Raw genomic sequence first — 22,849 nt, forward strand, 5'->3', positions numbered from 1 at the left:
ATGACCGGGACCCTCTACGGCGTCGGCGTCGGCCCGGGTGACCCGGAGCTGGTCAGTCTCAAGGCGGCCCGACTGATCGGGTCGGCCGACGTGATCGCCTACCACTCGGCGCGGCACGGACGCAGCATCGCCCGCAGCATCGCCGCGCCCCATCTGCGCGAAAGCCTCGGTGGGGAGCCACAATTCGAAGAGGCGCTGGTCTACCCGGTGACCACCGAGGGCACCGACCACCCGGGTGGCTACCAGGCCGCCATGGACGAGTTCTACGAGTCGGCGGCGGCCCGGCTGGCCGCGCACCTCGAAGCCGGGCGGGATGTCGTGGTGCTGGCCGAGGGCGACCCGTTCTTCTACGGCTCGTACATGCACATGCACAAGCGGCTGAGCCCGCGGTTCCCTGCCGTGGTGGTCCCGGGCATCACGTCGGTCAGCGCCGCCGCGGCCGCCGCCGGGCGCCCGCTGGTCGAGCGCGACGAGGTGCTGACCGTGCTGCCCGGCACGCTGCCGCCCGCCGAGCTGGCCCGGCGGCTGGCCTCGACCGATGCGGCCGTGGTGATGAAGCTCGGTCGCACGACGACCTCCGTCCGAACGGCTTTCGAACAGGCCGGGGTGCTGGACGACGCGGTGTACGTCGAGCGGGCCAGTCACCCCGATGAGCGCACCGCGCCCCTGGCCGACGTCGACTCGGGGCCGTACATGTCGCTGGCCCTGCTGCCCGGCCCGTTGAACCGGGAGGCGGTCGCGCCGGCCGAGTCGTCGGCGCCGGGCCGGGTGACCGTCGTCGGGTTGGGCCCCGGCCCCGACCGGTGGACGACGCCCGAGGTCTCGGCGGCGCTCGCGGAGGCCGACGACCTGGTCGGCTACCTGACCTACGTGAACCGCGTGCCGGTGAACGCGCGACAGCAGCGGCACGCCAGCGACAACAAGGTCGAGTCGGAGCGCGCCGCCTTCGCCCTCGACCTTGCGCTGCGCGGGCGCAACGTGGTGGTCGTCTCCTCCGGCGACCCGGGCGTCTTCGCGATGGCCTCCGCCGTGCTCGAGGTGGCGGCCGAGCCCGCGTACAAGGCGGTCGACGTCCGCGTGCTGCCGGGAGTCTCGGCGGCGCAGGCGGTCGCGGCGGCGGCGGGGGCGCCGTTGGGGCACGACTTCGCCATCGTCTCGCTGTCCGACCGGCTCAAGCCCTGGTCGATCGTCGAATCCCGGCTCGAGGCCCTGGCCGCCGCCGACATGGTGATCGCGATCTACAACCCGGCCTCGAAGGAGCGCCGCCACCAGGTGGCCGCCGCCCGGGACCTGTTGCTGCGCCACCGTTCCCCGGACACCCCGGTCGTGATCGGCCGGGCGGTGGGCTCGGAGCAGGAGGCGCTGAGCGTCGTCCGGCTCGGTGACCTCGACCCCGAGGTGGTGGACATGCGCACCCTGCTGATCATCGGGTCGTCGCAGACCCAGGTGACCGCCCGCGCCGACGGCACACCCTCGGTCTGGACCCCACGCCGTTACCCCGACTGAGTCATCGACGACGGGGGATCAGCACCAGCCGGGAAGCGATCTCGTCCAGGTCTGCCAGCCCGTCGGCCACGTCCATGATGAGTTCATACGCCTCATCATTCGTGAGGTCGAGGCGGTAGCCGTTCATTCCGGCGAAGGCGAAGCCTCCCGCGAGTGACAGTCGCTTGTTGCGGTCGACCAGCGGATGGTTGGTGCACAGCGAGTGCACCAGCGATGCAACCTTCAGATCGAGAGTCGCGTAGGCGTCCTTGCCGAACAAGGTGGTGGCGGGTCGGGCCAGGGCCGAGTCCAGCAGGCCGAGGTCACGGACGACCGGGGGCGCCCCGATGGCTCGTTCGGCGACGTACAGGGCCTCCTCGAGCGTCAGGTAGATCATTCGCCGAGACGGTCGAGCGCCTCGCGGAACCGGGGAATCTCCTCGTCGAGGACTCGGTCCAGCAACTCTGCCCGGCTTGTCGTCTCCACGTATGACCGGATGGCCTGCCGGGCCACCTCCTGCATCGAACGCCCCTCCAGTTCGGCACGCCTGCGCAGTGCCTCGGTCTCGGAGTCGGACAGCCGTAGGGTCATGGCCATGAGGCGACGGTATCACCGTCGGTATCATGCCGTCGACTGCATTCCTCCGAGCCGTCAGCCTGGGCTGCCTGGTCTGAGTGTGCCTCAGGACACGGCGCCCTCAGCGGTGAACGGGTTTAGCGTGAGTGGTCCGGAACGGTCTGGAGGCTCAGGGTCATGGACGACTCGCTCGGCAAGACGGCACTTTTCGCGATCGCGGTGGTCAACGTGCTGGCCATGGTCGTGCTCGTGCCGATCGGGCTGAGCCTGGCGCCCGGCGACGAGCGCCGGGTGTGGTTCGCCCGGCACTGGTCGTGGGTCTCGGCCCCGGCGGCCCTGTCGCTGCTGCTGCCGGCCGGGAAGCTCGCCGTCCTCCTCGCGGTGCCCTACCTGGTGGCCGCGATCGCCCTCTGGTTGAGCACGCCGATCCGCGACAAGGTGCTGCAGGCCGCCACCTGGTCGCTGGCCGTGGCCGCCCTGGCCCTGGTCGCCAACCGGGACGACTGGGAGCTCTTCGGTTTCTCCACGGGCCTGCTCGCGCTCACGGTCGCGCACTTCCATGTCGCCGGGTTCGGCGCGCTCCTGCTGCTCGCGCTGCTGGCGCGGGCCGAGCCGGGGCCGCTCGCGACCGCCGCCGGGCGGGTCGCGATCGGTGGCGTGGTGCTGGTCGCGGCCGGGTTCCTCGCCGGGGCGTGGTTCGACCAGCGGTTCGGGGACGCCGTCGAGCTGGTCGGGGCGGCGCTGCTCACCGCCGCGCTGTGGTCGGCCCTGGCGCTCCTGGTGCACCGGTCGTCGGGGCCGGACCGGCGCGCGGCCCTGGGTCTTTCGGGGCTGGCCGCGGTCACCCTCGTGCTGGCGCTGACCTACGCGGCCGGCTCGGCGTTCGGGTTCTCGCACCCGACCCTCGACTGGATGGTCGCCACCCATGGCCTGCTCAATGCGAGCGCGGTGCTGGTCACCGTCCTCGTGCTGTGGGTCGCCCGGCCGCGCGAGTTCACGACCGGGCGGCAACTGGTGCCGCTCGGGATCGGCCCGGAGCGCTACGAGGCGGCCGCCGACGCCCTGCTGCGCTGGGACATGCACCGCGGCGCGGGTGCTTTCGTCGACCCGGCTACCCCCGTCGCCACGCCCGGCCTGCGCATGATGTCGCGCCTCGGTCCACCCCTCGTGGGCCTGACGGCGCCCTGCGAGGTGCTGGCGGCGGCGCACGAACCGGCCGGGCCGTCCGGTGCCTCCACGGTGATGCACTACGAGACGCGGCCGGGGCATCCGTTCGAGGGCGACGAGCGGTTCGAGGTGCGCCTCGACCTGCCCGGCCCGGACGGGCAGCAGCCGGTCTGGCTCGACGTCGCCGTCCGCAGCCGCCCGGTCCGGGTGCTGCCGAAGCTGGGCGGCCCCGTCGTCCCGCTGGCGCAGCGCACCTTCGTGCGCCTCTGCGCCCGTACCCTGCGTCGAACCCCCGCACCGAGCCGCACGTAGCCACAGTCAGCAGGGTTGTTCAGGGCCCTTTCCGGCCGGAACATCCCGCTGACTGCGGCCGAGCGCGAGGAGGGCGGTGCTGACCGAGTCGGCGGTGGTCAGGCCGTCGGGCAGCGGGGGGCGGTCGACCATCACGACCGGAAGGCCGAGCTGGTTCGCGGCGGTCAGCTTGGCCGCTGTCATCGGCCCGCCGCTGTTCTTGGTGACCAGCACGTCGATGCCCTTGCGGCGCAGGAGGTCCCGCTCACCATCGAGCGTGAACGGGCCGCGGTCGAGGACGACGTCGCAGCGCAGCGGCAGGTCGGCCGCGTCGGGTACGTGCACGGCGCGCAGCCAGAAGTGGTGCGGCAGGTCCCGGAACGCCTTCACGCCCTGCCGGCCGGTCGTGAGGAAGACCGTGGACTCCGCGTCGAACGCCTTGAGCGCCGAGGCCGCGCCGAGCAGGTCGGGCACGTGCTGCCAGCGGTCGCCGCTCACCGCCGTCCAGGCCGGGCGGCGCAGCACCAGCAGGTCGACCCCGGCGGCGGCGCACGCCTCCGCGGCGTTGCGGGTGATCTGCGCGGCGAACGGGTGCGTCGCGTCGACCACCGTCGAGATGCCGTGCGCGGTGAGGTATTCCGCGAGCCCGTCGGCGCCGCCGAACCCGCCGATCCGGACCTCGCCACCCGGCAGCCGGGGGTCGGGTACCCGCCCGGCCAGCGACGACACCACCTCCGCCCCGCGCGCGAGCAGGGCGTCCGCGAGTTCTCGGCCCTCCGCCGTCCCGCCGAGTACCAGCACCGTCCCCGGATCGGCCACGTGCTCAGCCCCGGCGCAGGAGGTAGGTGTCCATGATCCAGCCCTTGCGCGCGCGGGCCTCGGCCCGGACGGACTCGATCTCGCCCGCCACCTTCAGAACCGGCCCGGCCACCAGGATCTCGTCGGCCGTGCCCAGGTAGGCGCCCCAGTAGATCGTCACGTCCGGCTCGCTCAGCTTCGTGAACGTCAGGTCGCCGTCGAGCATCACCACGATGTTGTCGAACCCCTCGGGCAGGGCGCCGTCGACGAGCGCGGCGCCCAACCGGCGTCCCGTGGTGATGTGGATGGGTTCCCCGATCCGGTTCAGCGGAATGCGATGTCCCGCAGTCAGGGCCGAGATCGCCGACACCCCCGGGATCACCTCGGTCTCGAACGCCACCGAACCGCGCGCGGTCACCCGGTCGAGGATGCGCATCGTCCCGTCGTACAGCGCCGGGTCGCCCCACACCAGGAACGCGCCCACCTCGCCGTCGCCGAGGCCGCCCACGAGGCGCTCGTAGATGTCGGTGCGGTCCTCGTGCCACTGCTCGATCGTCGCCCGGTACGCCACCCCGTCGAGCCCGACCCGCTCGCGTTCCGGGTCGCGCGCCTCGACCACGCGGTAACCGCCCCCGGGCACGTGGTCGGAGAGGATGCGCCGCCGCAGCTCGATCAGGTCGTCCTTCTCCGCGCCCTTCTCGATCACGAAGAACACGTCGACCCGGTTCAGCGCCTTGACCGCCTGGACGGTCACGTAGTCCGGGTCGCCGGCGCCCACGCCGATCAGCAGAACGGTTCGCACGAAAGGCCTTTCAGTGTGTGTCGCGGCAGCGGTCGGGGGAGTAGAGATGGCTGCCGGGGAACTGCTCGGCGGTCAGCACGCGGCCGACCACGATCACCGCCGTGCGCTTCACGCCGCTCTCCGCAACGAGACCCGAGATCGTGGCGAGCGTGCCGCGCAGGACGAGTTCGTCGTCCCGACTGGCGTACGCGACCACGGCGACCGGACAGTCCGCGCCGTAGTGCGGTTCCAGCTCGGAGACGACCTCGCCGATGGCCTGCACGGCGAGGTGCAGCACGAGCGTGGCGCCCGTGGCGCCGAACGCGGCCAGCGTCTCCCCGGGGGGCATCGGCGTGGCCCGGCGGGCGATGCGGGTCAGCACGACGCTCTGCCCGACGCCGGGCACGGTCAGCTCGCGCCCCAGGGTCGCGGCGGCCGCGGCGAAAGCGGGCACCCCGGGGACGATCTCGTAGGGGATGCCGTGCGCGTCGAGCCGTCGCACCTGCTCCGCCACGGCCGAGAACACCGACGGGTCGCCCGAGTGCAGCCGCACCACGTCCAGACCGTCGGCGTGCGCGCGCACCATCTCGGCGACGATCGCGTCGAGGTCCAGGTCCTGGCTGTCCACCAGCCGGGCTCCCGACGGCGCCTCGACGAGCAGCTCCTTGGGCACCAGCGCTCCGGCGTAGATCACCACCGACGCGCCCTGGAGTAGCCGCAACCCGCGCACGGTCAACAGGTCGGCCGCGCCCGGCCCGGCCCCCACGATGTAGACCGTCATCGCCGGTCACCCGGCTTGTGAGTCACCCACTGGGTGATCGGCATCGCCGCGCGCCAGCCGGTGTACCGGCCGACGCTCGTGGTCCGCGCGATCTCCACCCGGGTCAGCTCCCCGCCGTACTGCTCGTAGGCGTCGAGCACGGCGCGTTCCGACTCCAGCGTCGTCACGTTGGCCACCAGCCGCCCACCCGGCCGCAGGGCGTCCCAGCAGGCCGACACCAGCCCCGGTGCCGTCGCCCCGCCCCCGATGAACACGGCGTCCGGCGCCTCGAGGCCGGCCAACGCCGCGGGCGCCTCACCCACCACGACCGCCAACCCGGGCACGCCCAGGGACACCGCGTTGCGCCCGATCCGCTTGGCCCGCACCTCGTCCCGCTCCACCGCCACCGCGCGGCACGACGGGTGCGCGCGCATCCACTCGATGCCGATCGACCCGGCGCCGCCCCCGACGTCCCACAGCAGCTCGCCCGGCGCGGGGCCCAGCGCCGACACGGTGACCGCCCGGACGTGCCGCTTGGTCAGCTGCCCGTCGTGCTCGTAGGCGTCGTCGGGCAGCCCCGGCGTGAGCGGCAGGCGCAGCGCGGCGGGCCCCGGCACGCACGAGACCCCCACGACGGTCAGCGGTTCCGGCCGCGCGGAACCGGGCCACCCGTCGTCCGGCCACTCGTCGGCCGTCGCGACGACCCGCTGCTCCGAGGGAGCCCCGAGGTCGCTCAGCACGGTCAGCACCGACGGCCCGAAGCCCCGTTCGCGCAGCAACCGCGCCACCTCCGCGGGCGTCGCGGCGCCGGCGGCCAGCACCAGCACCCGCCGCCCCGGATGCACGTGCGGGTGCAGCAGCGCGACCGGTCGGCCGACGGCGCTGACGACGGCGACGTCCTGCTGCGCCCAGGCGAGCCGGGCGCAGGCCAGGGACAGCGACGAGACGTGCGGGACGACGTCCAGCGGCTCGTCCGGCAGCAGCCGGGCCAGCGTGGTCGCGATGCCGAAGAACGTCGGATCACCGCTGGCCAGCACGGCCCTCCGCCCGGTCCGCGACTCGAGGGTGGACAGCAGCGTGGGCAGCAACGGCATCGGCCACTCGACCCGCTCGGCCGCCACGGAGGCGGGCAGCAGGGCGAGCTGGCGCGACGACCCGAACACCACGTCCGCGCTGGTCAGGGCGTCCCGGGCCGGTGAGCCGAGACCGGCCCAGCCGTCCACGCCGATACCCACCACCTGCATGCCTACGACCGTAGCCGAGCCGCGGACGGCTCCGAACCAGCTACGTGGTGATCCACGCCGCGGCGTCGGAGGGCAACAGGTCGCCCTCCAGCGGCAGGCTGGACAGCACGACCCGGCCGGGCGGCAGGGGGATGGGTGCCGACGACGTGTTCACCATGCAGATGAACCCCTGACCGCGGGTGAACCCCAGCACCTCGGGCTCGTCGCCCGTCCAGACCAGCGGCCCCTCGCCCGCGCCGAGCTGCGGCAGCGACCGGCGCAGGGCCAGCGCCTCCCGGTACAACCACAGCATCGACCCACGGTCGGCCAGCTGCGCCTCGACGGAGAGGCCGGCCCAGTGCGCGGGTTGCGGCAGCCACGCGCCACCGGTGCCGAAGCCCAGCGACGGGCCGTCCGACGTCCAGGGCAGCGGCACCCGGCAGCCGTCACGGCCGCGCACGGTGTGCCCGGACCGCTCCCAGGTCGGGTCCTGCAGGACGTCCTCGGGCAGGTCGTTGACCTCCTCCAGGCCCAGCTCCTCACCCTGGTAGAGGTACGCGCTGCCCGGCAGGGCCAGCATCAGCATGATCATCGCCCGGGCCCGGCGCCGGCCGAGCACCAGATCGACGGGCTCGGTGGGGTCGGCGTGCAGGGACGCCTCCCCGCCGTGGGTCCGGGTCAGGCCGAAACGGCTGACGGCCCGGGTGATGTCGTGGTTCGACATGACCCACACGACGGGCGCGCCGATCGACTCGTGCGCGTCCAGCGAGATGCTCGCCAGCTCGCGCATCTCCTTCGCGTCCCACGCCGTGCGCACGAACGAGAAGTCGAAGGCCGTGTTCAGCTGCCCGGGCCGCAGGTAGTGGGCCAGCCGGTCGGCCGTGGCCACCCACGCCTCGGCGACGAACGCCTTCGGCGGGTCGTACGAGTCGGCCAGAGCCCGCCAACCACGGTAGATCTCGTGCACCTCCGGCCGGTCCCAGAACGGGTGGCCCTCGAACCAGGGGGTGCTCAGCAGTTCACCGCTGCTGGTCCCGAGGTCGGGCAGGGTGACGTCCTTGGCCAGGCCGTGCGCGACGTCGATGCGGAAACCGTCGGCCCCGCGGTCGAACCAGAACTTCAGGACGTCGAGGAACTCGGCCACGACGTCGGGGTGCGCCCAGTTGAGGTCGGGCTGCTTGACGTCGAACAGGTGCAGGTACCACTCGCCGGGCTCGCCGTCGTCCAGCACGCGCGTCCAGGCGGACCCGCCGAACATCGAGCGCCAGTCGTTCGGGGGCTCGTCACCGCCCGGCCCCCGCCCCGGCCGGAAGTGGTAGCGCGCCCGCTCGGCGGAACCCGGCCCGGCGGCCAGCGCGGCCACGAACCACGGGTGCTCGTCGGAGGTGTGGTTCGGGACGACGTCCAGCAGCACCTTCAGCCCCGCGGCGTGCGCCTCGTCGATCAGCGCCTGGCCGTCGGCGAGGGTGCCGAAGGCCGGGTCGACGGACCGGTAGTCGGCCACGTCGTAGCCCGCGTCGGCCTGTGGCGAGGGGTACCAGGGGTTGATCCAGATCGCGTCGACGCCCAGCTCGGCGATGTACGGCAGCTTCGAGCGGACCCCGGCCACGTCGCCGAGACCGTCGCCGTCGCCGTCCTTGAACGAGCGGATGTACAGCTGGTAGGTGACGGCGGAGCGCCACCAGGCAGAGGTGGAAGGCACCCGCACGACGATACGAACTCCCGCGCCGGGGCGCCTGTCCGGACCACTCGTCGACCGGTCCGGGTGAACGGGCGACGAACGGTCCATTCCGTGATCGTCCGTTCGGCGGCAGGTCGCTCGGGAAACCTCTAGAGTCGCACCCCATGAACGGGCCCTGGGGGACGACGTGAGTCGCCGGGCCCTGCTCTGGGTGGCGGGCATGCTGGCCGTGGCCGTCGGCGTGAACGTCGTCGACGTCCCGGGGGCGTTCCCCGCCCGGGTCGACGAACTGCTGGTGGAGCTGGCCCGCGGCCCGCGCTGGGTCGAGCTGCTGTTCCGGGCCGGGCTCGTGGTCGAACTGCTGGCTCTCCTGGCGGTCGCGACGGCCCTGATGATCAGCGTGCACGAGGCCGGCCACGCGCTCGCGGCACGGGGCGCACGGGGGCGCGCGTCCGTCGTCCTGCTCGGCGGTTCGGCCGCCAACCTGCTGTGCGCCGCGCTGGCCGCGCTGGCCCTGGCGCTGGGCGGGTTCACCGCCCTCGCCGGTCATCTGGCGAGCGTCTTCCCGGACCCGCTGTTCGCCCTGCTCGTGGCCGGGGTCTGGGTGGGTGCGAACAACCTCCTGCCGGTCGCGGACGACGGGCACCCGCGGGACGGGCTGCAGCTGCGGCACCTGCCACCGGCGGAGCCGGCGCCCGCGGCCGAGGCGGGTGCGGCGTCCATGCAGCCGGCCATGGTCCGGGCCGAACTGGCCCAGGCCCTGGCCGTCGGCGACGCGACTCGCGCCCGCGCCGCGGCCGAGGCCTTGCTGGGCCTGGTGGCCCGGCTCCCGCTCACGGCCGAGGACGCCGCCCACCAGCTGTCCCTCAGCGTGCCGCTCCTGCAGCAGTACTCCGGTGCGCCGGACTGCCCGCCCGAGCTCGCGGGGCGGATCGCCGTCCGGCTGGGGTTCTTGGAGCTGCGCTCGGTGCTGCACCCCGGCCCGGAGCCGGTCCCGGGCCTGCCGCGCGCCGAGGGCGCCGGAGCGGCGACGGACGACGAGCGGCTGGACGACGTCGCGCGGCTCATGCAGCTCGGCGCCCGGCTCGCACCGGGGGACCTGGACGCGCGGCTCGGCCTGGCCTGGACCCGCTCGGCCCAGCGCCGGGACGACGAGGCGCAGAAGCTGGCCCGCGCCGTCCGGTTGAAGCTGGACGCCGAACCCCGCGTCCCGGGGGACTACCGGGCCGACCTGGCCGACGTGCTGCGGGCGGTGAGTGCCGCCCGGCTCGGGGCCGCGGAGCAGGCCGAGCGGCTGCTGGCCCGGGTGGCCCGCAACCACTCCCGCAACCAGAACGGCGGCCGGCTCCCGCAGGAGCTGGCCGCCGCCCTGGACTACGCGCAGCGGGTACCCGCCGCCGCTGTCTAGCTCAGCGCTCGACGATCGCCACGACGCCGGCGCCGCCCGCCGCGCAGATGGAGATCAGGCCGCGGCCCGAGCCCTTCTCCGCCAGGAGCTTGGCCAGGTTGGGGACGATCCGGCCGCCGGTCGCGGCGAACGGGTGGCCCGCCGCGAGCGAGCCGCCCTTCACGTTCAGCTTCGAGCGGTCGATCGAGCCCAGCGGCGCGTCGAGGCCCAGGCGCTCCTTGCAGAAGATCGGGTCCTCCCAGGCGTGCAGCGTGGCCAGGACCTGGGCGGCGAACGCCTCGTGGATCTCGTAGTAGTCGAAGTCCTGCAGCGTGATGCCCTTGCGCTTGAGGAGCTTCGGCACCGCGTAGGCCGGGGCCATCAGCAGACCCTCGCCGCCGTGCACGTAGTCGACGGCCGCCTCGGCGGAGATGTCGAAGTAGGCCAGCACCGGCAGGTTGTGCTCGGCGGCCCACTCCTCGCTGGCCAGCAGGACGGTGGAGGCGCCGTCGGACAGCGGCGTGCTGTTACCCGCGGTCATCGTGGCGGTCTCGCCCTTGCCGAAGACGGGCTTCAGCTTGGCCAGCTTCTCGATGGTGAGGTCGGGGCGCAGGTTCTGGTCGCGCTCCAGGCCGAGGAACGGCGTGATCAGGTCGTCCTCCCAGCCTGCCTCGTAGGCGGCGGCCAGGTTCTTGTGGGAGGCGAGGGTGAGCTCGTCCTGCTCCTCGCGGGTCAGGTTCCACTCGGCGGCGGTCAGGGCGGTGTGCTCACCCATCGAGCGGCCGGTGCGCGGCTCGGAGTTCTTGGGGATCTCCGGGGCGAGGTGGGTCGGGCGCAGGCCGGTGATGGCCTTGAGCTTGCCCATCGTCGTCTTCTGCCGGTTGGCCTCCATCAGCACCGCGCGGGCCTTCGGGTTGACGGCCAGCGGGGCGTCGGACGTCGTGTCCGAGCCACCGGCGATGCCCGAGTCGATCTGGCCCAGGGCGATCTTGTTCGCCACCTGGATGACGGCCTGCAGACCGGTGCCGCACGCCTGCTGGATGTCGTAGGCGGTCGTGGTGGGGGCCAGGCGCGAGCCGAGGACGACCTCGCGGGCGAGGTTCCAGTCCTTGCTGTGCTTCAACACGGCGCCGGCCACGAAGGCGCCGATCTCGACACCCTCGAGGTTGTAGCGCTTGACCAGGCCGTCCAGGGCGGCGGACAGCATGTCCGCGTTGGAGGCCCGGAAGTAGTTGGTGTTCGAGCGGGCGAACGGGATGCGGTTGCCGCCGATGATGGCGACGCGGCGCGGGAAGTCGGTCACGGGAGGTCTCCTGTCCGGGCGAGTGCCGGTTTCCGCGGGTTGGGCGGAAGTAACGTGGACACTCAGTTACACATGAGGTTACATTATTCCCGTGGACCGCTTCCAGACTCTCGCGCACTCGACCGTCGGCAAGGCCCTGTTCCCCCGGGTCGGCCTCCCGCAGCCCCCTCTGCTGCGCCGCTACGAGCCGGGGCAGCCCCTGCTCACCGGCCCGGCCGTGGTGGGTGCCGCCCCGGGCGGCACGCTGCTGGAGACGGTCACCGGCATCCTGAAGAACGCCGGCGCCGAGCTGGCCGACGCCGCCGCGGTGGCCGAGACCACGGCCCGCGGCTTCAAGGGCGAGAAGATCAAGACCGGTGCGCTGGTCTTCGACGCCACGGGCATCGCGAACAGCGAGCAGCTCGAGGAGCTGTGGAAGTTCTTCAGCCCGCTGGTCCGCAGCGTGAAGGGCTCCGGCCGCGTCGTCGTCCTCGGCACCACGCCCGAGCTGCTGACCGACGCGCAGGCCGCCGTCGCGCAGCGCGGCCTCGAGGGCTTCACCCGCTCGCTGGGCAAGGAGATCGGCAAGGGCTCGACCGTGCAGCTCGTCCTGGTCGCCCCGGGCGCCGAGGGCCGCCTCGAGTCCACCCTGCGGTTCCTGCTCTCCAGCAAGTCCGCATTCGTCTCCGGCCAGGTCGTCCGCATCAGCACGACGACCCCGGGCGCCGACTCCCTGGCCGACTGGGCCGCGCCGCTGTCCGACCAGGTCGTCGTCGTCACCGGCGCCTCGCGCGGCATCGGTGAGGCCATCGCCCGCACTCTGGCCCGCGACGGCGCGAAGGTGATCGGCGTCGACGTCCCGCCGCTGGCCGACGACCTGAAGAAGGTCACCGACTCCATCGGCGGCTCGAGCATCGTCCTCGACGTGACGGCGCCCGACGCGGCCGCGAAGATCGCCCGGCACGCGCGGGACACCTACGGCAAGCTCGACGGCATCGTGCACAACGCCGGCATCACGCGCGACAAGAAGCTGGCCAACATGAAGGAGGACGGCTGGAAGCTGGCCGTCGCCGTCAACCTCACCGCGCCCGAGCAGATCACCAAGGCGCTCGTGGAGGACGGCATCCTCGGGGCCGGCGGCCGGGTCGTCGTCACGTCGTCCATCGCCGGGATCTCCGGCAACGGCGGCCAGACCAACTACGCCACCTCGAAGGCCGGCCTGATCGGTCTGGTCAACGTGCTCGCGCCGCAGCTGGCCGAGAAGGGCATCACCATCAACGCGGTGGCCCCCGGCTTCATCGAGACCGCGATGACCGCGGCCATCCCGTTCACCATCCGGGAGGGCGGCCGCCGTCTCTCCTCGATGCTGCAGGGCGGCCAGCCGGTCGACGTGGCCGAGACCGAGTCGTGGTTCCTGTCCCCGGCCTCCTCCGGCGTGACCGGCAACGTCGTGCGGGTCTGCGGCCAGGCCCTGATCGGGGCCTGAGTCCGGTGGCCGACGCGAGCGAGGGCAAGAAGGTCGTCGAGCTGAGCTCGGCCCCCGGTGCGCTGACCACGTACCGGCGGGCCGTGCTGCAGCGGGCGCACGGCAAGGACCGGGTGCCGGACAAGGTCCTGAAGCTGACCGGGGTCACGCCCGAGCTCGACCACGTCAAGGCCTACCTCGACGTCTGTGGCGGGCGGCTCACCGACACGCTGCCGCTGCTGTACCCGCACATGCTCGGGTTCCCGCTGCAGATGTCGTTGCTGACCGACGGCGACTCGCCGTTCGCGGCGATGGGCCTGGTGCACGTGCTCAACTCGGCGACGCAGCTGAAGCCGCTGCCGCTGAGCGCCGCGCTCGACGTCGAGGCCGAGATGGCCGCCCCGCAGCTGCACCGCCGCGGGCGCACCATCGACCTGCTGGTCCGGGTGTCGATCGACGGCGAGCTCGTGTGGCACTCGTCGTCCACGTACCTCAAGCGCGAGTCGACCAAGGGTCGCTCGGAAGAGGTCGCTGGTGAGGGGAAGGCCGAGAAGGCCGTCCCCGAGGCGCTCCTGACCAAGCCCGGCCCGCTGTGGCGGCTACCGTCCGACCTGGGCCGGCAGTACGGCGAGGTGTCGGGCGACCGCAACCCGATCCACATGTACGGGCTGAGCGCGAAGCTGTTCGGCTTCAACTCGGCCATCGCCCACGGCATGTGGACGGCGGCCCGCTCGCTGGCCGCGCTCGAGGGCCGGGTGCCCGACGCCGTGCGCAACGACGTCGAGTTCAAGCAGCCCATCCCGCTGCCGGGCACCGTCGAGTTCGCCGACGACGGGGGCATCGCCGGGGCCAAGGAGATCGACTACGTGGTGCGGGCCCGCAAGCCGCGCAAGGACGGCAGCGCGAAACTGCACCTCGTGGGCTCGGTCACCGCCCTCTGAGGTTTCGCCGGGGTTTCCCGGTCGGCGTTCAGTAGGCGCGCTGGGTGTGCTGCTGCAGCCAGCGCAGCCGGAACTCGTGCTCGTCGTTCAGGGTCTCCTCGACCCGCTCCGCGACGAAGCTGCGGATCTTCGGCCCGATCAGGAACGCCTTCGAGTCGACCTCGAGGTGCACGCGGTACTCGGTGCGGTACCACTCCATCGGGAGCAGGCGCCCGTACCCGCGGATGGTGACGGGAACCTTGGTCACCTCGACGGTCGTGTCGTAGAACCGGCTGCCGTCCCACTCCGACGGGTGCCACTTCTGCGTCTGCCGGAACTTGTTGCGCGGCACGAACAACGCCGGGGCGTACCAGGGAAGGTTGACGTCGATCTGGCGCTCGGTGCTGGACCAGAAGAAGCCCTGGCGCTCGCGCAGCTCGACCACGGCGTGGTTGGTGTGCCGCAGCGCCTTGGCCTTGGCCTGCAGGTGGTCGAGGCGGGTGACCATGCGGAAAACCTCGTACGGCGGGATGTCGTACACCCACCGGAAGTCCAGTGTTCGCATCATTGCGAGCCCTCCTCTGACCGTTTCCCCCTCCGGCAGAGTAAGTCGAGTTTCCCGTTTCGGGAAGATCCCAATGAAGTCCGTAAGGGATCATGGGCCTGTGCGCTGGCTCAACCGTTGCGCTGAGTGATAAAGGGCACGGCCCTGTCACTGGCACTGCCGAACGTTGGATAGATTCGGTGCGTGGCTGAGTACATCTACACGATGCGGAAGGCGCGCAAGGCGCACGGTGACAAGGTCATCCTCGACGACGTCACCCTGAACTTCCTGCACGGCGCCAAGATCGGCGTCCTGGGTCCGAACGGCGCGGGTAAGTCGAGCGTCCTGAAGATCATGGCCGGGCTGGACACGCCCTCGAACGGCGACGCGTTCAAGGACCCGGAGGCCACGGTCGGCATCCTGATGCAGGAGCCGGAGCTGGACGAGACCAAGAACGTCCTGGAGAACGTGCAGGAGGGGCTCGGGCAGATCAAGCGCGACCTCGACCGGTACAACGAGATCGCCGAGCAGATGGCCACCGACTACAGCGACGAGCTGATGGAGGAGATGGGCAAGCTGCAGGAGCGGATCGACGCCGCCGACGCCTGGGACCTCGACTCCCAGCTCGAGCAGGCGATGGACGCGTTGCGCTGCCCGCCGCCGGACGCCGACGTCTCCGTGCTCTCCGGTGGTGAGCGCCGTCGCGTCGCCCTCTGCAAGCTGCTGCTGAGCAAGCCCGACCTGCTGCTGCTCGACGAGCCCACCAACCACCTGGACGCCGAGAGCGTGCTCTGGTTGGAGCAGCACCTCGCGAAATACGAGGGCGCCGTCCTGGCCGTCACGCACGACCGGTACTTCCTCGACAACGTCGCGCAGTGGATCCTCGAGCTCGACCGCGGCCGCGCCTACCCCTACGAGGGCAACTACTCCACCTACCTGGAGAAGAAGCAGGAGCGCCTCGAGGTCCAGGGCCGCAAGGACGCGAAGCTGGCCAAGCGGCTGAAGGAAGAGCTCGAGTGGGTCCGGCAGAACGCCAAGGGCCGCCAGACCAAGAGCAAGTCCCGCCTGGCCCGGTACGAGGAGATGGCGGCCGAGGCCGAGCGCACCCGCAAGCTCGACTTCGAGGAGATCCAGATCCCGCCGGGCCCGCGCCTGGGCACCAACGTGATCGAGGTGAAGAACCTCGACAAGGGCTTCGACGGCCGGGTGCTGATCAAGGACCTGTCGTTCTCCCTGCCGCGCAACGGCATCGTCGGCGTGATCGGCCCCAACGGGGTCGGCAAGACCACGCTGTTCAAGACGATCGTCGGGTTCGAGCAGCCGGACAGCGGTGAGGTGAAGGTCGGCGAGACGGTGAAGGTCTCCTACGTCGACCAGAACCGCGGCGGCATCGACCCCAAGAAGACGCTCTGGGAGGTCGTGTCCGACGGGCTCGACCACATCAAGGTCGGCCAGGTCGAGATGCCCTCACGCGCGTACGTGTCGGCGTTCGGGTTCAAGGGGCCCGACCAGCAGAAGCCGGCGGGCGTGCTGTCGGGTGGTGAGCGCAACCGGCTGAACCTGGCCCTGACGCTCAAGGAGGGCGGCAACCTGCTGCTGCTCGACGAGCCGACCAACGACCTCGACACCGAGACGCTCGGCTCGCTGGAGAACGCTCTGCTGGAGTTCCCCGGCTGCGCCGTGGTCATCTCCCACGACCGCTGGTTCCTCGACCGGGTCGCGACGCACATCCTGGCCTACGAGGGCACGGAGGATAACCCGGCCAACTGGTACTGGTTCGAGGGCAACTTCGAGTCGTACGAGAAGAACAAGGTCGACCGCCTCGGCGAGGACGCGGCGCGCCCGCACCGGGTCACGTACCGCAAGCTCACCCGCGACTGACGGGGCGGCCCTCCGCCGCGCCCCACACATCGACGAGTGAGTCTCGGCTGCCATTTCCAGCTGAGATTCACTCGTCGATGGTTGTCTCCGGGTTCGGAAGGTCTCGCGGGGCGCCGAGGAACTGCATCAGGACGACGACCGCCACGGCTTGGGTGCACAGCAGGCCGGCCAGCACCACGAGCTGGAACCGGGCGGCGTCGGTCGGTGAGGCGCCGCCCAGCAGGGCGCCGATGAACGCGCCGGGCAGGGTGACGAGGCCGGTCGTCCGGGTCTGGTCGGTGACCGGGACGAGCGCTTCGGCGGCGGCGCGGCGGCTCAGCCGGGCGGCGGCCTGCCGCGGCGTCGCACCGAGCGCCAGCCACGCCTCCACCTCGTCGCGCTGCTCCGCCAGCGAGCGGGCCAGGGTGCGCCCGGCGATCGTCACGCCGAGCATCGTGCCGCCGATCAGGATGCCGCCCAACGCGACGAGGTAGCGCGGCGAGACGGCGAGCATCCCGGCTCCGAACACGATTGCGAAGGTCACGACCAGCCCGGCCAGGATCGAGACCGGCACCGCGAGTGCGGCGCCGTCCGTGCCGGACAACCGGCGGACCGCCGTCCAGGCCGCAACCGAGAACATGAGGGTCAACGCGACGACGACCAGCGGGGGAGCGGTGAACACCCCGCGCAGCAGCAGGCCGACCGCCACCAGTTGGGTCGCCCCGCGGGCCACCGCGTAGGCGGGCGCCCAGCCGCTCGGCACGCGACCGGCCCGCAGCACCCCGTAGGTGACGGCGACGAGAAGCACGACGCCGCTCGCCAGCCGGACGTCGTGCGTCATCCGCCTGATTCCATGATCACGCTTGATTCCATATCAGCGCGGGGGACGCATCATGCCCTCCTGCGTGGTGGTGGCCACCAGGGTGCCGTCGCGGGTGAACAGCTTGCCCTGGGCCAGCCCGCGCCCACCCTGAGCGGTCGGCGAGTGCTGGACGTAGAGCAGCCACTCGTCCGCGCGGGCCGGCCGGTGGAACCACATCGCGTGGTCGAGGCTGGCCGTCTTCAGACCGCTGTTCCAGGCCAGGCCGTGCCGGCGCAGCACGCTCTCCAGCAGCGAGTAGTCGCTGGCGAACGCCAGCATCGCCGTGTGTAGCACCGGGTCGTCGGGCAGCGCGGCCGTGGTGCGCATCCACACCGCCTGCGACGCGACCCGTTCCGGGCCCGGCTCGATGAACAGCGGGCCCTCGACGTGGCGCAGGTCGACGGGCCGGGTGCGCAGCATGTGCTGGACCTCGGGCACCTCGATGTGACCGAACCGGTCGACCAGCGACGGGAGCTCGTCGGGCCCCGGGACGTCGGGCATCTCGTCGGCGTGCTCCAGGCCCTCGGCGGGCACCTGGAACGAGCTGATCATCGACAGGATCGGCTTGCCGTTCTGCAGGGCCTGGGTGCGCCGGGCGCTGAACGAGCGCCCGTCGCGCAGCCGGTCGACCTGCAGGACGATCGGGACGTCGGGGTCGCCGGGGCGCAGGAAATAGCCGTGCAGCGAATGCACGGGACGGTCCTCGGGGGCCGTGCGGATCGCGGCCAGCAGCGACTGCGCGAGCACCTGACCACCGAACACGCGCCCCCACGGCGGCCGGTAGCTGGAGGCGACGAAGGTGTCGGGCTCCGACTCGTCCGGGGTCAGGGTGAGCACGTCGAGGATGTGCTTGACCGCCTCCTGCGCGTCCGCCGCGTCGGGGATCGTGTCCATCAGTGCGAGGCCTCCGATGTATTGGCCGCTGATCGGGTCCTTCTGGGCGAACCACGCGGGGAATCTGAACGAGCGCTGCGCGCTCATGGGCGACGCACCATGCGCACGGCGAGCTCCGCGTAGAGGGTGCCGATCTCCAGCGGGGTCTGCGCACCCTTGGGGTCGAACCAGCGGGCCACGTCGACGCACAACGAGAGGATCGCGCGCGCGACCGCGCGTTCGTCGTCCACCGCCATCACCCCGGCGGCGACGCCGGAGCGCAGCTGGGCCTCGACCAGCCGTTCGATCTTCTGCCGGACGGCGAAGATCTCCTGGCGGTCGCCGTCGGGCAGCGCGGCGAGCTCGTACTGGACCACCCGCGCGACTCGGTGGTACTGGGCGTGCCAGGCGGCGAAGTCACGGATCACCTCGCGCAGGCCGTCGATCGGGTCGGTGCTGCTGGCCAGGGTCTCCTCGACCAGCCGCAGCGCGGCCTCGTGGCCGAGCCGGCTGATCTGGGCCAGCAGGGCGCCCTTGGACGGGAAGTGCACGTACAGGGCGGCGGGGGACAGGCCGGCCCGGGTCGCGATGTCCCGGGTGGTGGTGGCGTGGAACCCGTGGTCGGCGAAGGCGTCGACGGCGGCCTCGAGCATCCGCCGGGACGACTCGGGCAGCTCGGACACCCACGGCAGGTTGTGGCCGTCCAGGTGCTCCACAGTCATCGCCTCACCTCACCGGCCGCGTCGGGGACGGCCTTGTGCGCAACCCGTAGCCAGGAGCCTACGGGCAGGGTCGACCGATGACTTGACACACCCGTCCTCGGGCGGAACCCTGGACGAAGAATCCTGGTAAGCAAGCGCTTAGTCAAGTCGGATCGGCCGGTTGGGGAGATCATGGAACGACACGTGTACAACGAGGACCACGAGGCGCTGCGGCTGGTCGCCCGGGAGTTCGTCGACCGGCACGTGCGTCCCAACGAGGAGCAGTTCATCGCCGACAAGGCGATCCCTCGCGAGGTCTGGCTCGAGGCCGGCAAGCAGGGCCTGCTCGGCCTGCAGGTGCCCGAGGAGTTCGGCGGCGCGGGCGTCGACGACTGGCGCTTCTCCGCCGTCGTCACCGAGGAGCTGGCCGGGTTCTCCGTGGCGCTGGGCTCCTGCTGGGGCATCAACTCCGACATCAACGCGCCCTACCTGGTGGGCCTCACCAACGACGAGCAGAAGGCCCGCTGGCTGCCGAAGTACGCCACCGGTGAGCTGTGGACGGCGATCGGGATGACCGAGCCGGGCGGCGGCTCCGACCTGGCGGCGCTGAAGACCACCGCGGTGCGCGACGGCGACGACTGGATCCTCAACGGGTCGAAGACCTTCATCACCAACGGCTACAGCGCCGACCTGGTGATCGTCGCGGCCCGCACCGACCCGAGCAAGGGCGCCAAGGGCATCTCGCTGTTCGGCGTCGAGGCGGGCATGGCGGGCTTCTCCCGCGGCCGCAAGCTCGACAAGGTCGGCCAGCCCGAGAGCGACACCGCCGAGCTGTTCTTCGAGAACGTGCGCGTCCCGAACGCGAACCTGATCGGCACCGAGAACCTCGGCTTCATCCACATGATGAAGCACCTGGCCCAGGAGCGGATCGGCTCGGCCGTCTGCAACATCGCGCTCGCGACGTCGATCCTCAAGGAGACGATCGAGTACACGAAGGAGCGCAAGGCCTTCGGCGCCCCGATCGGCACCTTCCAGCACAACAAGTTCAAGCTCGCCGAGCTGACCGCCAAGGTCGAGGTCACCCAGGCCTTCGTCGACCAGGCCATCACCGCGCACGCCGAGCACAAGCTCAGCGCCGTGGACGCGGCCAAGGCGAAGCTGATCACCGCCTCGATCCAGGGCGAGGTGCTGGACGCCTGCGTGCAGCTCTTCGGTGGCTACGGCTACATGAACGAGTACCGTGTGGCCCGCGCCTGGAAGGACGCCCGGGTCACCCGCATCTGGGCCGGTTCCGAGGAGATCATGAAGGAGCTCATCGGCCGCGACCTGGGCCTGTAGCTCTTCGCACGACTCCTCGCACGGACGACGGGAGCTCGATGACGAGCGAAGTGGTCGACGAGGGCGTGGTCGCCCACGGGCAGCCCGGCCGGCGGTTCGAGGGCCGGGTCGCCCTGGTGACCGGCGCCAGCCGGGGCATCGGGCTGGCCATCGCCCAGCGGTTGGTCGCCGAAGGGGCCCGGGTGTGCGTCACCGCGCGCAAACCCGACCCGCTGGCCGCCGCCGTGGAGCTGCTGGGCGGCCCCGAGGTGGCTGTGGCCGCCGCCGGGCGGGCCGACGACCCGGAACACCGGGCGGCCGCCGTGGCGGCGACCGTCGCGGCCTTCGGGCGGGTCGACGTCCTGGTCAACAACACCGGCATCAACCCGGTCTACGGGCCGCTCAGCCACGTCGACCCGAGCGCCGCGGCCAAGGTGTTCGACGTCAACGTGCTGTCGGCGCTGGCCTGGACCGACGAGATGCGCGCCGCCGGGATGGGGTCCGCCCCCGGGGCGGCGATCGTGAACGTGGCCTCGATGGCCGGGCTCGGCCCGGCGGTCGGCATCGGCGTGTACGGGGCCAGCAAGGCGGCGCTGCTGCACGTGACCGCGCAGCTGGCGCTCGAGCTGGCCCCGGCGATCCGGGTGAACGCCGTGGCCCCGGCCGTCGTCAAGACCCGGTTCGCGACCGCGCTCTACGAGGGGCGCGAGGAGGCCGTGACGGCCACGTATCCGTTGGGCCGGCTCGGCCGCCCCGAGGACGTCGCCGCCGCGGTCGCCTTCCTGGCCAGCGACGAGGCCGCCTGGATCACCGGGCAGACCCTCACCCTGGACGGCGGGGTCGGGCTCGCCGGGGGGATCGGGTAGGCGTCGGCTCAGTCCCGCCCGGCCGCCGACGGGGTACGTTGCTGACCGTGGGTCGGGTTCAGTTCTTCGACGGCTCGGGCGACGAACCGTCCCCGCCGCCGGGCAGTTTCCGGGTCGGGGCCAGTGCCCTGGTGCTGGACGACGCGGGCCGGGTGCTGCTGCAGCAGCGCCGGGACAACGGGCTCTGGGCGCTTCCGGGGGGTGCCGTCGACCCGGGGGAGAGCGTCGGGGCGGCGGCCGCGCGGGAGGCGTGCGAGGAGACCGGCTACGACGTCGAACCGCTCTACGTGGTGGGCGTGTACTCCGACCCGCGGCACGTGTTCGTCTACCCGGGGGGCGAGGCCCGTCAGGAGTTCGTGGTCTGCGTGGCCTGCCGCCTGGTGGGGGGCGCGCTCGCGGTCTCGGAGGAGTCGCGGGAGGTCGGCTGGTTCACCCCGTCGGAGCTCGAGGCGCTGACCATGCACCCGCGGGTCCGGGCCCGGATCGAGGACCACCTGGCCGGCCGACGCGCCCTCCTGGGCTGATCCTTCCACTCGTGATCATGCAGAAACCTCGCGCCGATCATGCAGAAACCTCGCGTCCCAGGTGTGGGACGCGAGGTTTCTGCATGATCACGAGTGGTGGGGTGCCGGTGGACCCCTCCGCCCACCGGCACCCCGGTCACGAGCTGCGAAGCTGCGGATCCGACGCGCGCGCGTCCCGGTGGGCTTCGCGGCCACCGGCGCCTTCGCGTCAGGGGGACCGGTCGACCGGGGCCCGCGGCTGTTGACCCGCCGTCCGGGTGATTGGCCGGCCGGGCTGCGTCGGGCGGGGCGGATGAGACAGCATGTGGGGCATGCCCCGTCATCGCGTACTCACGCCGCTGCGCTGGTCGGACATGGACGTCTACGGCCACGTGAACAATGTCCAGTTCCTCCGGATCATGGAGGAGGCCCGCGTGATCGCCTTCAACTCCGGCGGGAACGCGGCGGCGGCGCTGCCGGCGACGGGCCTGGTCGTGGCCCGCACCGAGATCGAGTACCTGACCCCGCTCGTCTACCGGACGGCGCCGATCGCGGTCGACCTGTGGGTGACCCGGGTCGGGGCGGCCGACTTCGACATGGCCTACGAGATCCTCGACCGGGACGCGTCGGGGGGCGGCACCGGCGCCGTCTACGCGCGGGCCGAGACGATGCTCGTCGCGTTCGACCTGACCACCCAGCGTCCCCGCCGGATCGACGAGAAGGACCGGGAGATCCTGGCCGAGTGGGCCGACTCGCCGGTCCGGTGGAAGCGCCGCCGGGGCGACCGGGGCGCCGCGCGGGTCGCGGGCGGGGCGCGATCGGGGGCGCGATCGGTGGCGCGGCCAGCGTGAGCTCGTTGCAGCTGGCGGACGACGGCGCCTCCGCCGACCTGCGCACGTTCGCCTCGAGGGCCCGGCGGTTGGACGCCGGGGCGGCTCTGCGGCTGGTCGCCGCGGGCGGGGTGCTGGCCGTCTACGCCTGCGCGTTGCACGGCGGGGGCGGGCCCACCGTCCTCGGCCTGCGCACGCACGCCCTGGCCGAGCGGGCGGACCTCGACGTCACGGTCCCGGCCGCGGCGGTACTCGACCGGCTCGCGCTCAAGCCCGCGGGCGACGTCCCGGCGGTGCTGTCCGTGCCCGAGACCTCGGCGCCGCAGGCGGCGTGGGCCGGCGTCCTGCCGCCGCGGTCCGGCTGGTCGTTCGAGGGGCTGGTGTCGCCGGACCTGTTGCGGGCGGCCGCGTCGGCCGGCATCGCCGAGGTGGCCGCCGGGACGCCGGACGTCGCCGGGGCCTCGGCCGTCGCCCGGTTGCGGGCCCTGGTGTGGGGTCGGGCGCTCGACGGGCTGACGGTGCCGGCCGGGGCGGCGTTCGCGGCCGACGCCTTCGGGTTCCTGGGTGGCGCCACGTCCGAGGGGGCCGACGCGATCACCCTGCACCGGGCCGGGCCGTGGTGGCGACTGAGCACGACCCGCGGGCACATTCTGACCCGGGCGTCCCTGCTCTGACGG

The 22,849-nt window shown here is 72.3% G+C and carries 23 protein-coding genes; 11 read left to right on the forward strand and 12 right to left on the reverse strand.

What is annotated here, in order from left to right; genetic code table 11:
- A complete protein-coding gene (gene cobJ / locus ACIB24_RS07235; protein ID WP_398277382.1) occupies nucleotides 1–1,506 on the forward strand; it encodes a precorrin-3B C(17)-methyltransferase in 1,506 nt (501 codons plus the stop codon).
- A gap of 1 nt (nucleotide 1,507) precedes the next feature.
- Here cobJ and ACIB24_RS07240 read toward each other — a convergent pair whose 3' ends face one another.
- Both ACIB24_RS07240 and ACIB24_RS07245 read right to left on the reverse strand, forming a co-directional pair.
- Nucleotides 1,508–1,882 carry a type II toxin-antitoxin system death-on-curing family toxin gene (locus ACIB24_RS07240; RefSeq protein ID WP_398277385.1) on the reverse strand — a complete coding sequence of 125 codons (375 nt, stop codon included), beginning with the start codon at nucleotides 1,880–1,882 and terminating at the stop codon, nucleotides 1,508–1,510.
- On the reverse strand, nucleotides 1,879–2,076 hold the full coding sequence (locus tag ACIB24_RS07245; protein ID WP_398278757.1) for a ribbon-helix-helix protein, CopG family: 198 nt from the start codon (nucleotides 2,074–2,076) through the stop codon (nucleotides 1,879–1,881). Before ACIB24_RS07245 ends, ACIB24_RS07240 begins: the two co-directional genes overlap by 4 nt.
- Nucleotides 2,077–2,238: 162 nt before the next feature.
- Here ACIB24_RS07245 and ACIB24_RS07250 point away from each other — a divergent pair, with 162 nt between their 5' ends.
- Nucleotides 2,239–3,540, forward strand: coding sequence for a YndJ family transporter (locus ACIB24_RS07250; RefSeq protein ID WP_398277388.1), 1,302 nt, complete (start codon nucleotides 2,239–2,241; stop codon nucleotides 3,538–3,540).
- A 6-nt stretch (nucleotides 3,541–3,546) separates the two neighbouring features.
- On the opposite strand, the gene ACIB24_RS07255 is transcribed toward ACIB24_RS07250, so the two are convergent.
- The 5 genes from ACIB24_RS07255 to ACIB24_RS07275 are packed head-to-tail and all read right to left on the reverse strand — an operon-like array spanning nucleotide 3,547 to nucleotide 8,783.
- The gene (locus ACIB24_RS07255) at nucleotides 3,547–4,338 is read right to left on the reverse strand and encodes a cobalt-precorrin-6A reductase (protein ID WP_398277391.1); all 792 of its coding nucleotides are present in this window, start codon (nucleotides 4,336–4,338) and stop codon (nucleotides 3,547–3,549) included.
- Nucleotides 4,339–4,342: 4 nt separating this feature from the next.
- On the reverse strand, nucleotides 4,343–5,119 hold the full coding sequence (gene cobF, locus ACIB24_RS07260) for a precorrin-6A synthase (deacetylating) (RefSeq protein ID WP_398277394.1): 777 nt from the start codon (nucleotides 5,117–5,119) through the stop codon (nucleotides 4,343–4,345).
- Between the two features lie 10 nt (nucleotides 5,120–5,129).
- The gene (gene cobM / locus ACIB24_RS07265; RefSeq protein ID WP_398277397.1) at nucleotides 5,130–5,879 is read right to left on the reverse strand and encodes a precorrin-4 C(11)-methyltransferase; all 750 of its coding nucleotides are present in this window, start codon (nucleotides 5,877–5,879) and stop codon (nucleotides 5,130–5,132) included.
- Complete coding sequence (gene cbiE / locus ACIB24_RS07270; RefSeq protein WP_398277400.1) at nucleotides 5,876–7,102, reverse strand: precorrin-6y C5,15-methyltransferase (decarboxylating) subunit CbiE; 1,227 nt, start codon at nucleotides 7,100–7,102, stop codon at nucleotides 5,876–5,878. The genes cobM and cbiE overlap by 4 nt, the downstream gene beginning before the upstream one ends.
- Nucleotides 7,103–7,142: 40 nt before the next feature.
- Complete coding sequence (locus ACIB24_RS07275; RefSeq protein WP_398277403.1) at nucleotides 7,143–8,783, reverse strand: glycoside hydrolase family 13 protein; 1,641 nt, start codon at nucleotides 8,781–8,783, stop codon at nucleotides 7,143–7,145.
- Between the two features lie 166 nt (nucleotides 8,784–8,949).
- Here ACIB24_RS07275 and ACIB24_RS07280 point away from each other — a divergent pair, with 166 nt between their 5' ends.
- Nucleotides 8,950–10,170 carry a hypothetical protein gene (locus ACIB24_RS07280; protein ID WP_398277406.1) on the forward strand — a complete coding sequence of 407 codons (1,221 nt, stop codon included), beginning with the start codon at nucleotides 8,950–8,952 and terminating at the stop codon, nucleotides 10,168–10,170.
- A 1-nt stretch (nucleotide 10,171) separates the two neighbouring features.
- Here ACIB24_RS07280 and ACIB24_RS07285 read toward each other — a convergent pair whose 3' ends face one another.
- Nucleotides 10,172–11,452: an acetyl-CoA C-acetyltransferase gene (locus ACIB24_RS07285; protein ID WP_398277409.1), complete on the reverse strand. Its 1,281-nt coding sequence runs from the start codon at nucleotides 11,450–11,452 to the stop codon at nucleotides 10,172–10,174.
- Between the two features lie 85 nt (nucleotides 11,453–11,537).
- On the opposite strand from ACIB24_RS07285, the gene ACIB24_RS07290 reads away from it, so the two are divergent.
- Entirely contained in the window at nucleotides 11,538–12,917 is a 1,380-nt protein-coding gene (locus ACIB24_RS07290) for a 3-oxoacyl-ACP reductase (RefSeq protein WP_398278760.1), read from the forward strand.
- A 5-nt stretch (nucleotides 12,918–12,922) separates the two neighbouring features.
- Nucleotides 12,923–13,837 carry a MaoC family dehydratase gene (locus tag ACIB24_RS07295; RefSeq protein WP_398277412.1) on the forward strand — a complete coding sequence of 305 codons (915 nt, stop codon included), beginning with the start codon at nucleotides 12,923–12,925 and terminating at the stop codon, nucleotides 13,835–13,837.
- A gap of 28 nt (nucleotides 13,838–13,865) precedes the next feature.
- On the opposite strand, the gene ACIB24_RS07300 is transcribed toward ACIB24_RS07295, so the two are convergent.
- Nucleotides 13,866–14,384 carry a DUF2505 domain-containing protein gene (locus ACIB24_RS07300; RefSeq protein ID WP_398277415.1) on the reverse strand — a complete coding sequence of 173 codons (519 nt, stop codon included), beginning with the start codon at nucleotides 14,382–14,384 and terminating at the stop codon, nucleotides 13,866–13,868.
- Between the two features lie 180 nt (nucleotides 14,385–14,564).
- On the opposite strand from ACIB24_RS07300, the gene ettA reads away from it, so the two are divergent.
- A complete protein-coding gene (ettA, locus tag ACIB24_RS07305) occupies nucleotides 14,565–16,241 on the forward strand; it encodes an energy-dependent translational throttle protein EttA (RefSeq protein WP_398277418.1) in 1,677 nt (558 codons plus the stop codon).
- A gap of 67 nt (nucleotides 16,242–16,308) precedes the next feature.
- Here the strand turns inward: ettA and ACIB24_RS07310 are convergent, their stop codons facing one another.
- The 3 genes from ACIB24_RS07310 to ACIB24_RS07320 all read right to left on the reverse strand — a co-directional run bounded on the left by ACIB24_RS07310 (nucleotide 16,309) and on the right by ACIB24_RS07320 (nucleotide 18,677).
- Nucleotides 16,309–17,061 (reverse strand): ABC transporter permease, encoded by a 753-nt coding sequence (locus ACIB24_RS07310; protein ID WP_398277421.1) that lies wholly within the window; start codon nucleotides 17,059–17,061, stop codon nucleotides 16,309–16,311.
- A 33-nt stretch (nucleotides 17,062–17,094) separates the two neighbouring features.
- On the reverse strand, nucleotides 17,095–17,976 hold the full coding sequence (locus ACIB24_RS07315; protein WP_398278763.1) for an acyl-CoA thioesterase: 882 nt from the start codon (nucleotides 17,974–17,976) through the stop codon (nucleotides 17,095–17,097).
- Between the two features lie 83 nt (nucleotides 17,977–18,059).
- A complete protein-coding gene (locus ACIB24_RS07320; protein ID WP_398277424.1) occupies nucleotides 18,060–18,677 on the reverse strand; it encodes a TetR/AcrR family transcriptional regulator in 618 nt (205 codons plus the stop codon).
- A gap of 171 nt (nucleotides 18,678–18,848) precedes the next feature.
- Between ACIB24_RS07320 and ACIB24_RS07325 the strand changes: the two genes are divergently transcribed.
- From ACIB24_RS07325 to ACIB24_RS07345, 5 genes are all read left to right on the forward strand, one after another.
- The gene (locus ACIB24_RS07325; RefSeq protein WP_398277427.1) at nucleotides 18,849–19,994 is read left to right on the forward strand and encodes an acyl-CoA dehydrogenase family protein; all 1,146 of its coding nucleotides are present in this window, start codon (nucleotides 18,849–18,851) and stop codon (nucleotides 19,992–19,994) included.
- A gap of 38 nt (nucleotides 19,995–20,032) precedes the next feature.
- The gene (locus ACIB24_RS07330) at nucleotides 20,033–20,839 is read left to right on the forward strand and encodes an SDR family oxidoreductase (RefSeq protein WP_398277430.1); all 807 of its coding nucleotides are present in this window, start codon (nucleotides 20,033–20,035) and stop codon (nucleotides 20,837–20,839) included.
- Nucleotides 20,840–20,886: 47 nt separating this feature from the next.
- On the forward strand, nucleotides 20,887–21,363 hold the full coding sequence (locus tag ACIB24_RS07335; RefSeq protein WP_398277433.1) for an NUDIX domain-containing protein: 477 nt from the start codon (nucleotides 20,887–20,889) through the stop codon (nucleotides 21,361–21,363).
- 311 nt (nucleotides 21,364–21,674) lie between these two features.
- Nucleotides 21,675–22,193, forward strand: coding sequence for an acyl-CoA thioesterase (locus tag ACIB24_RS07340; RefSeq protein WP_398277436.1), 519 nt, complete (start codon nucleotides 21,675–21,677; stop codon nucleotides 22,191–22,193).
- Nucleotides 22,190–22,846, forward strand: coding sequence for a hypothetical protein (locus ACIB24_RS07345; RefSeq protein ID WP_398277439.1), 657 nt, complete (start codon nucleotides 22,190–22,192; stop codon nucleotides 22,844–22,846). The genes ACIB24_RS07340 and ACIB24_RS07345 overlap by 4 nt, the downstream gene beginning before the upstream one ends.
- The last annotated feature ends 3 nt before the right edge of the window (nucleotides 22,847–22,849 follow it).

The sequence above is a fragment of the Spongisporangium articulatum genome (genome assembly GCF_044465595.1).
In the GTDB taxonomy this organism is placed as follows: domain Bacteria; phylum Actinomycetota; class Actinomycetes; order Actinomycetales; family Kineosporiaceae; genus Spongisporangium; species Spongisporangium articulatum.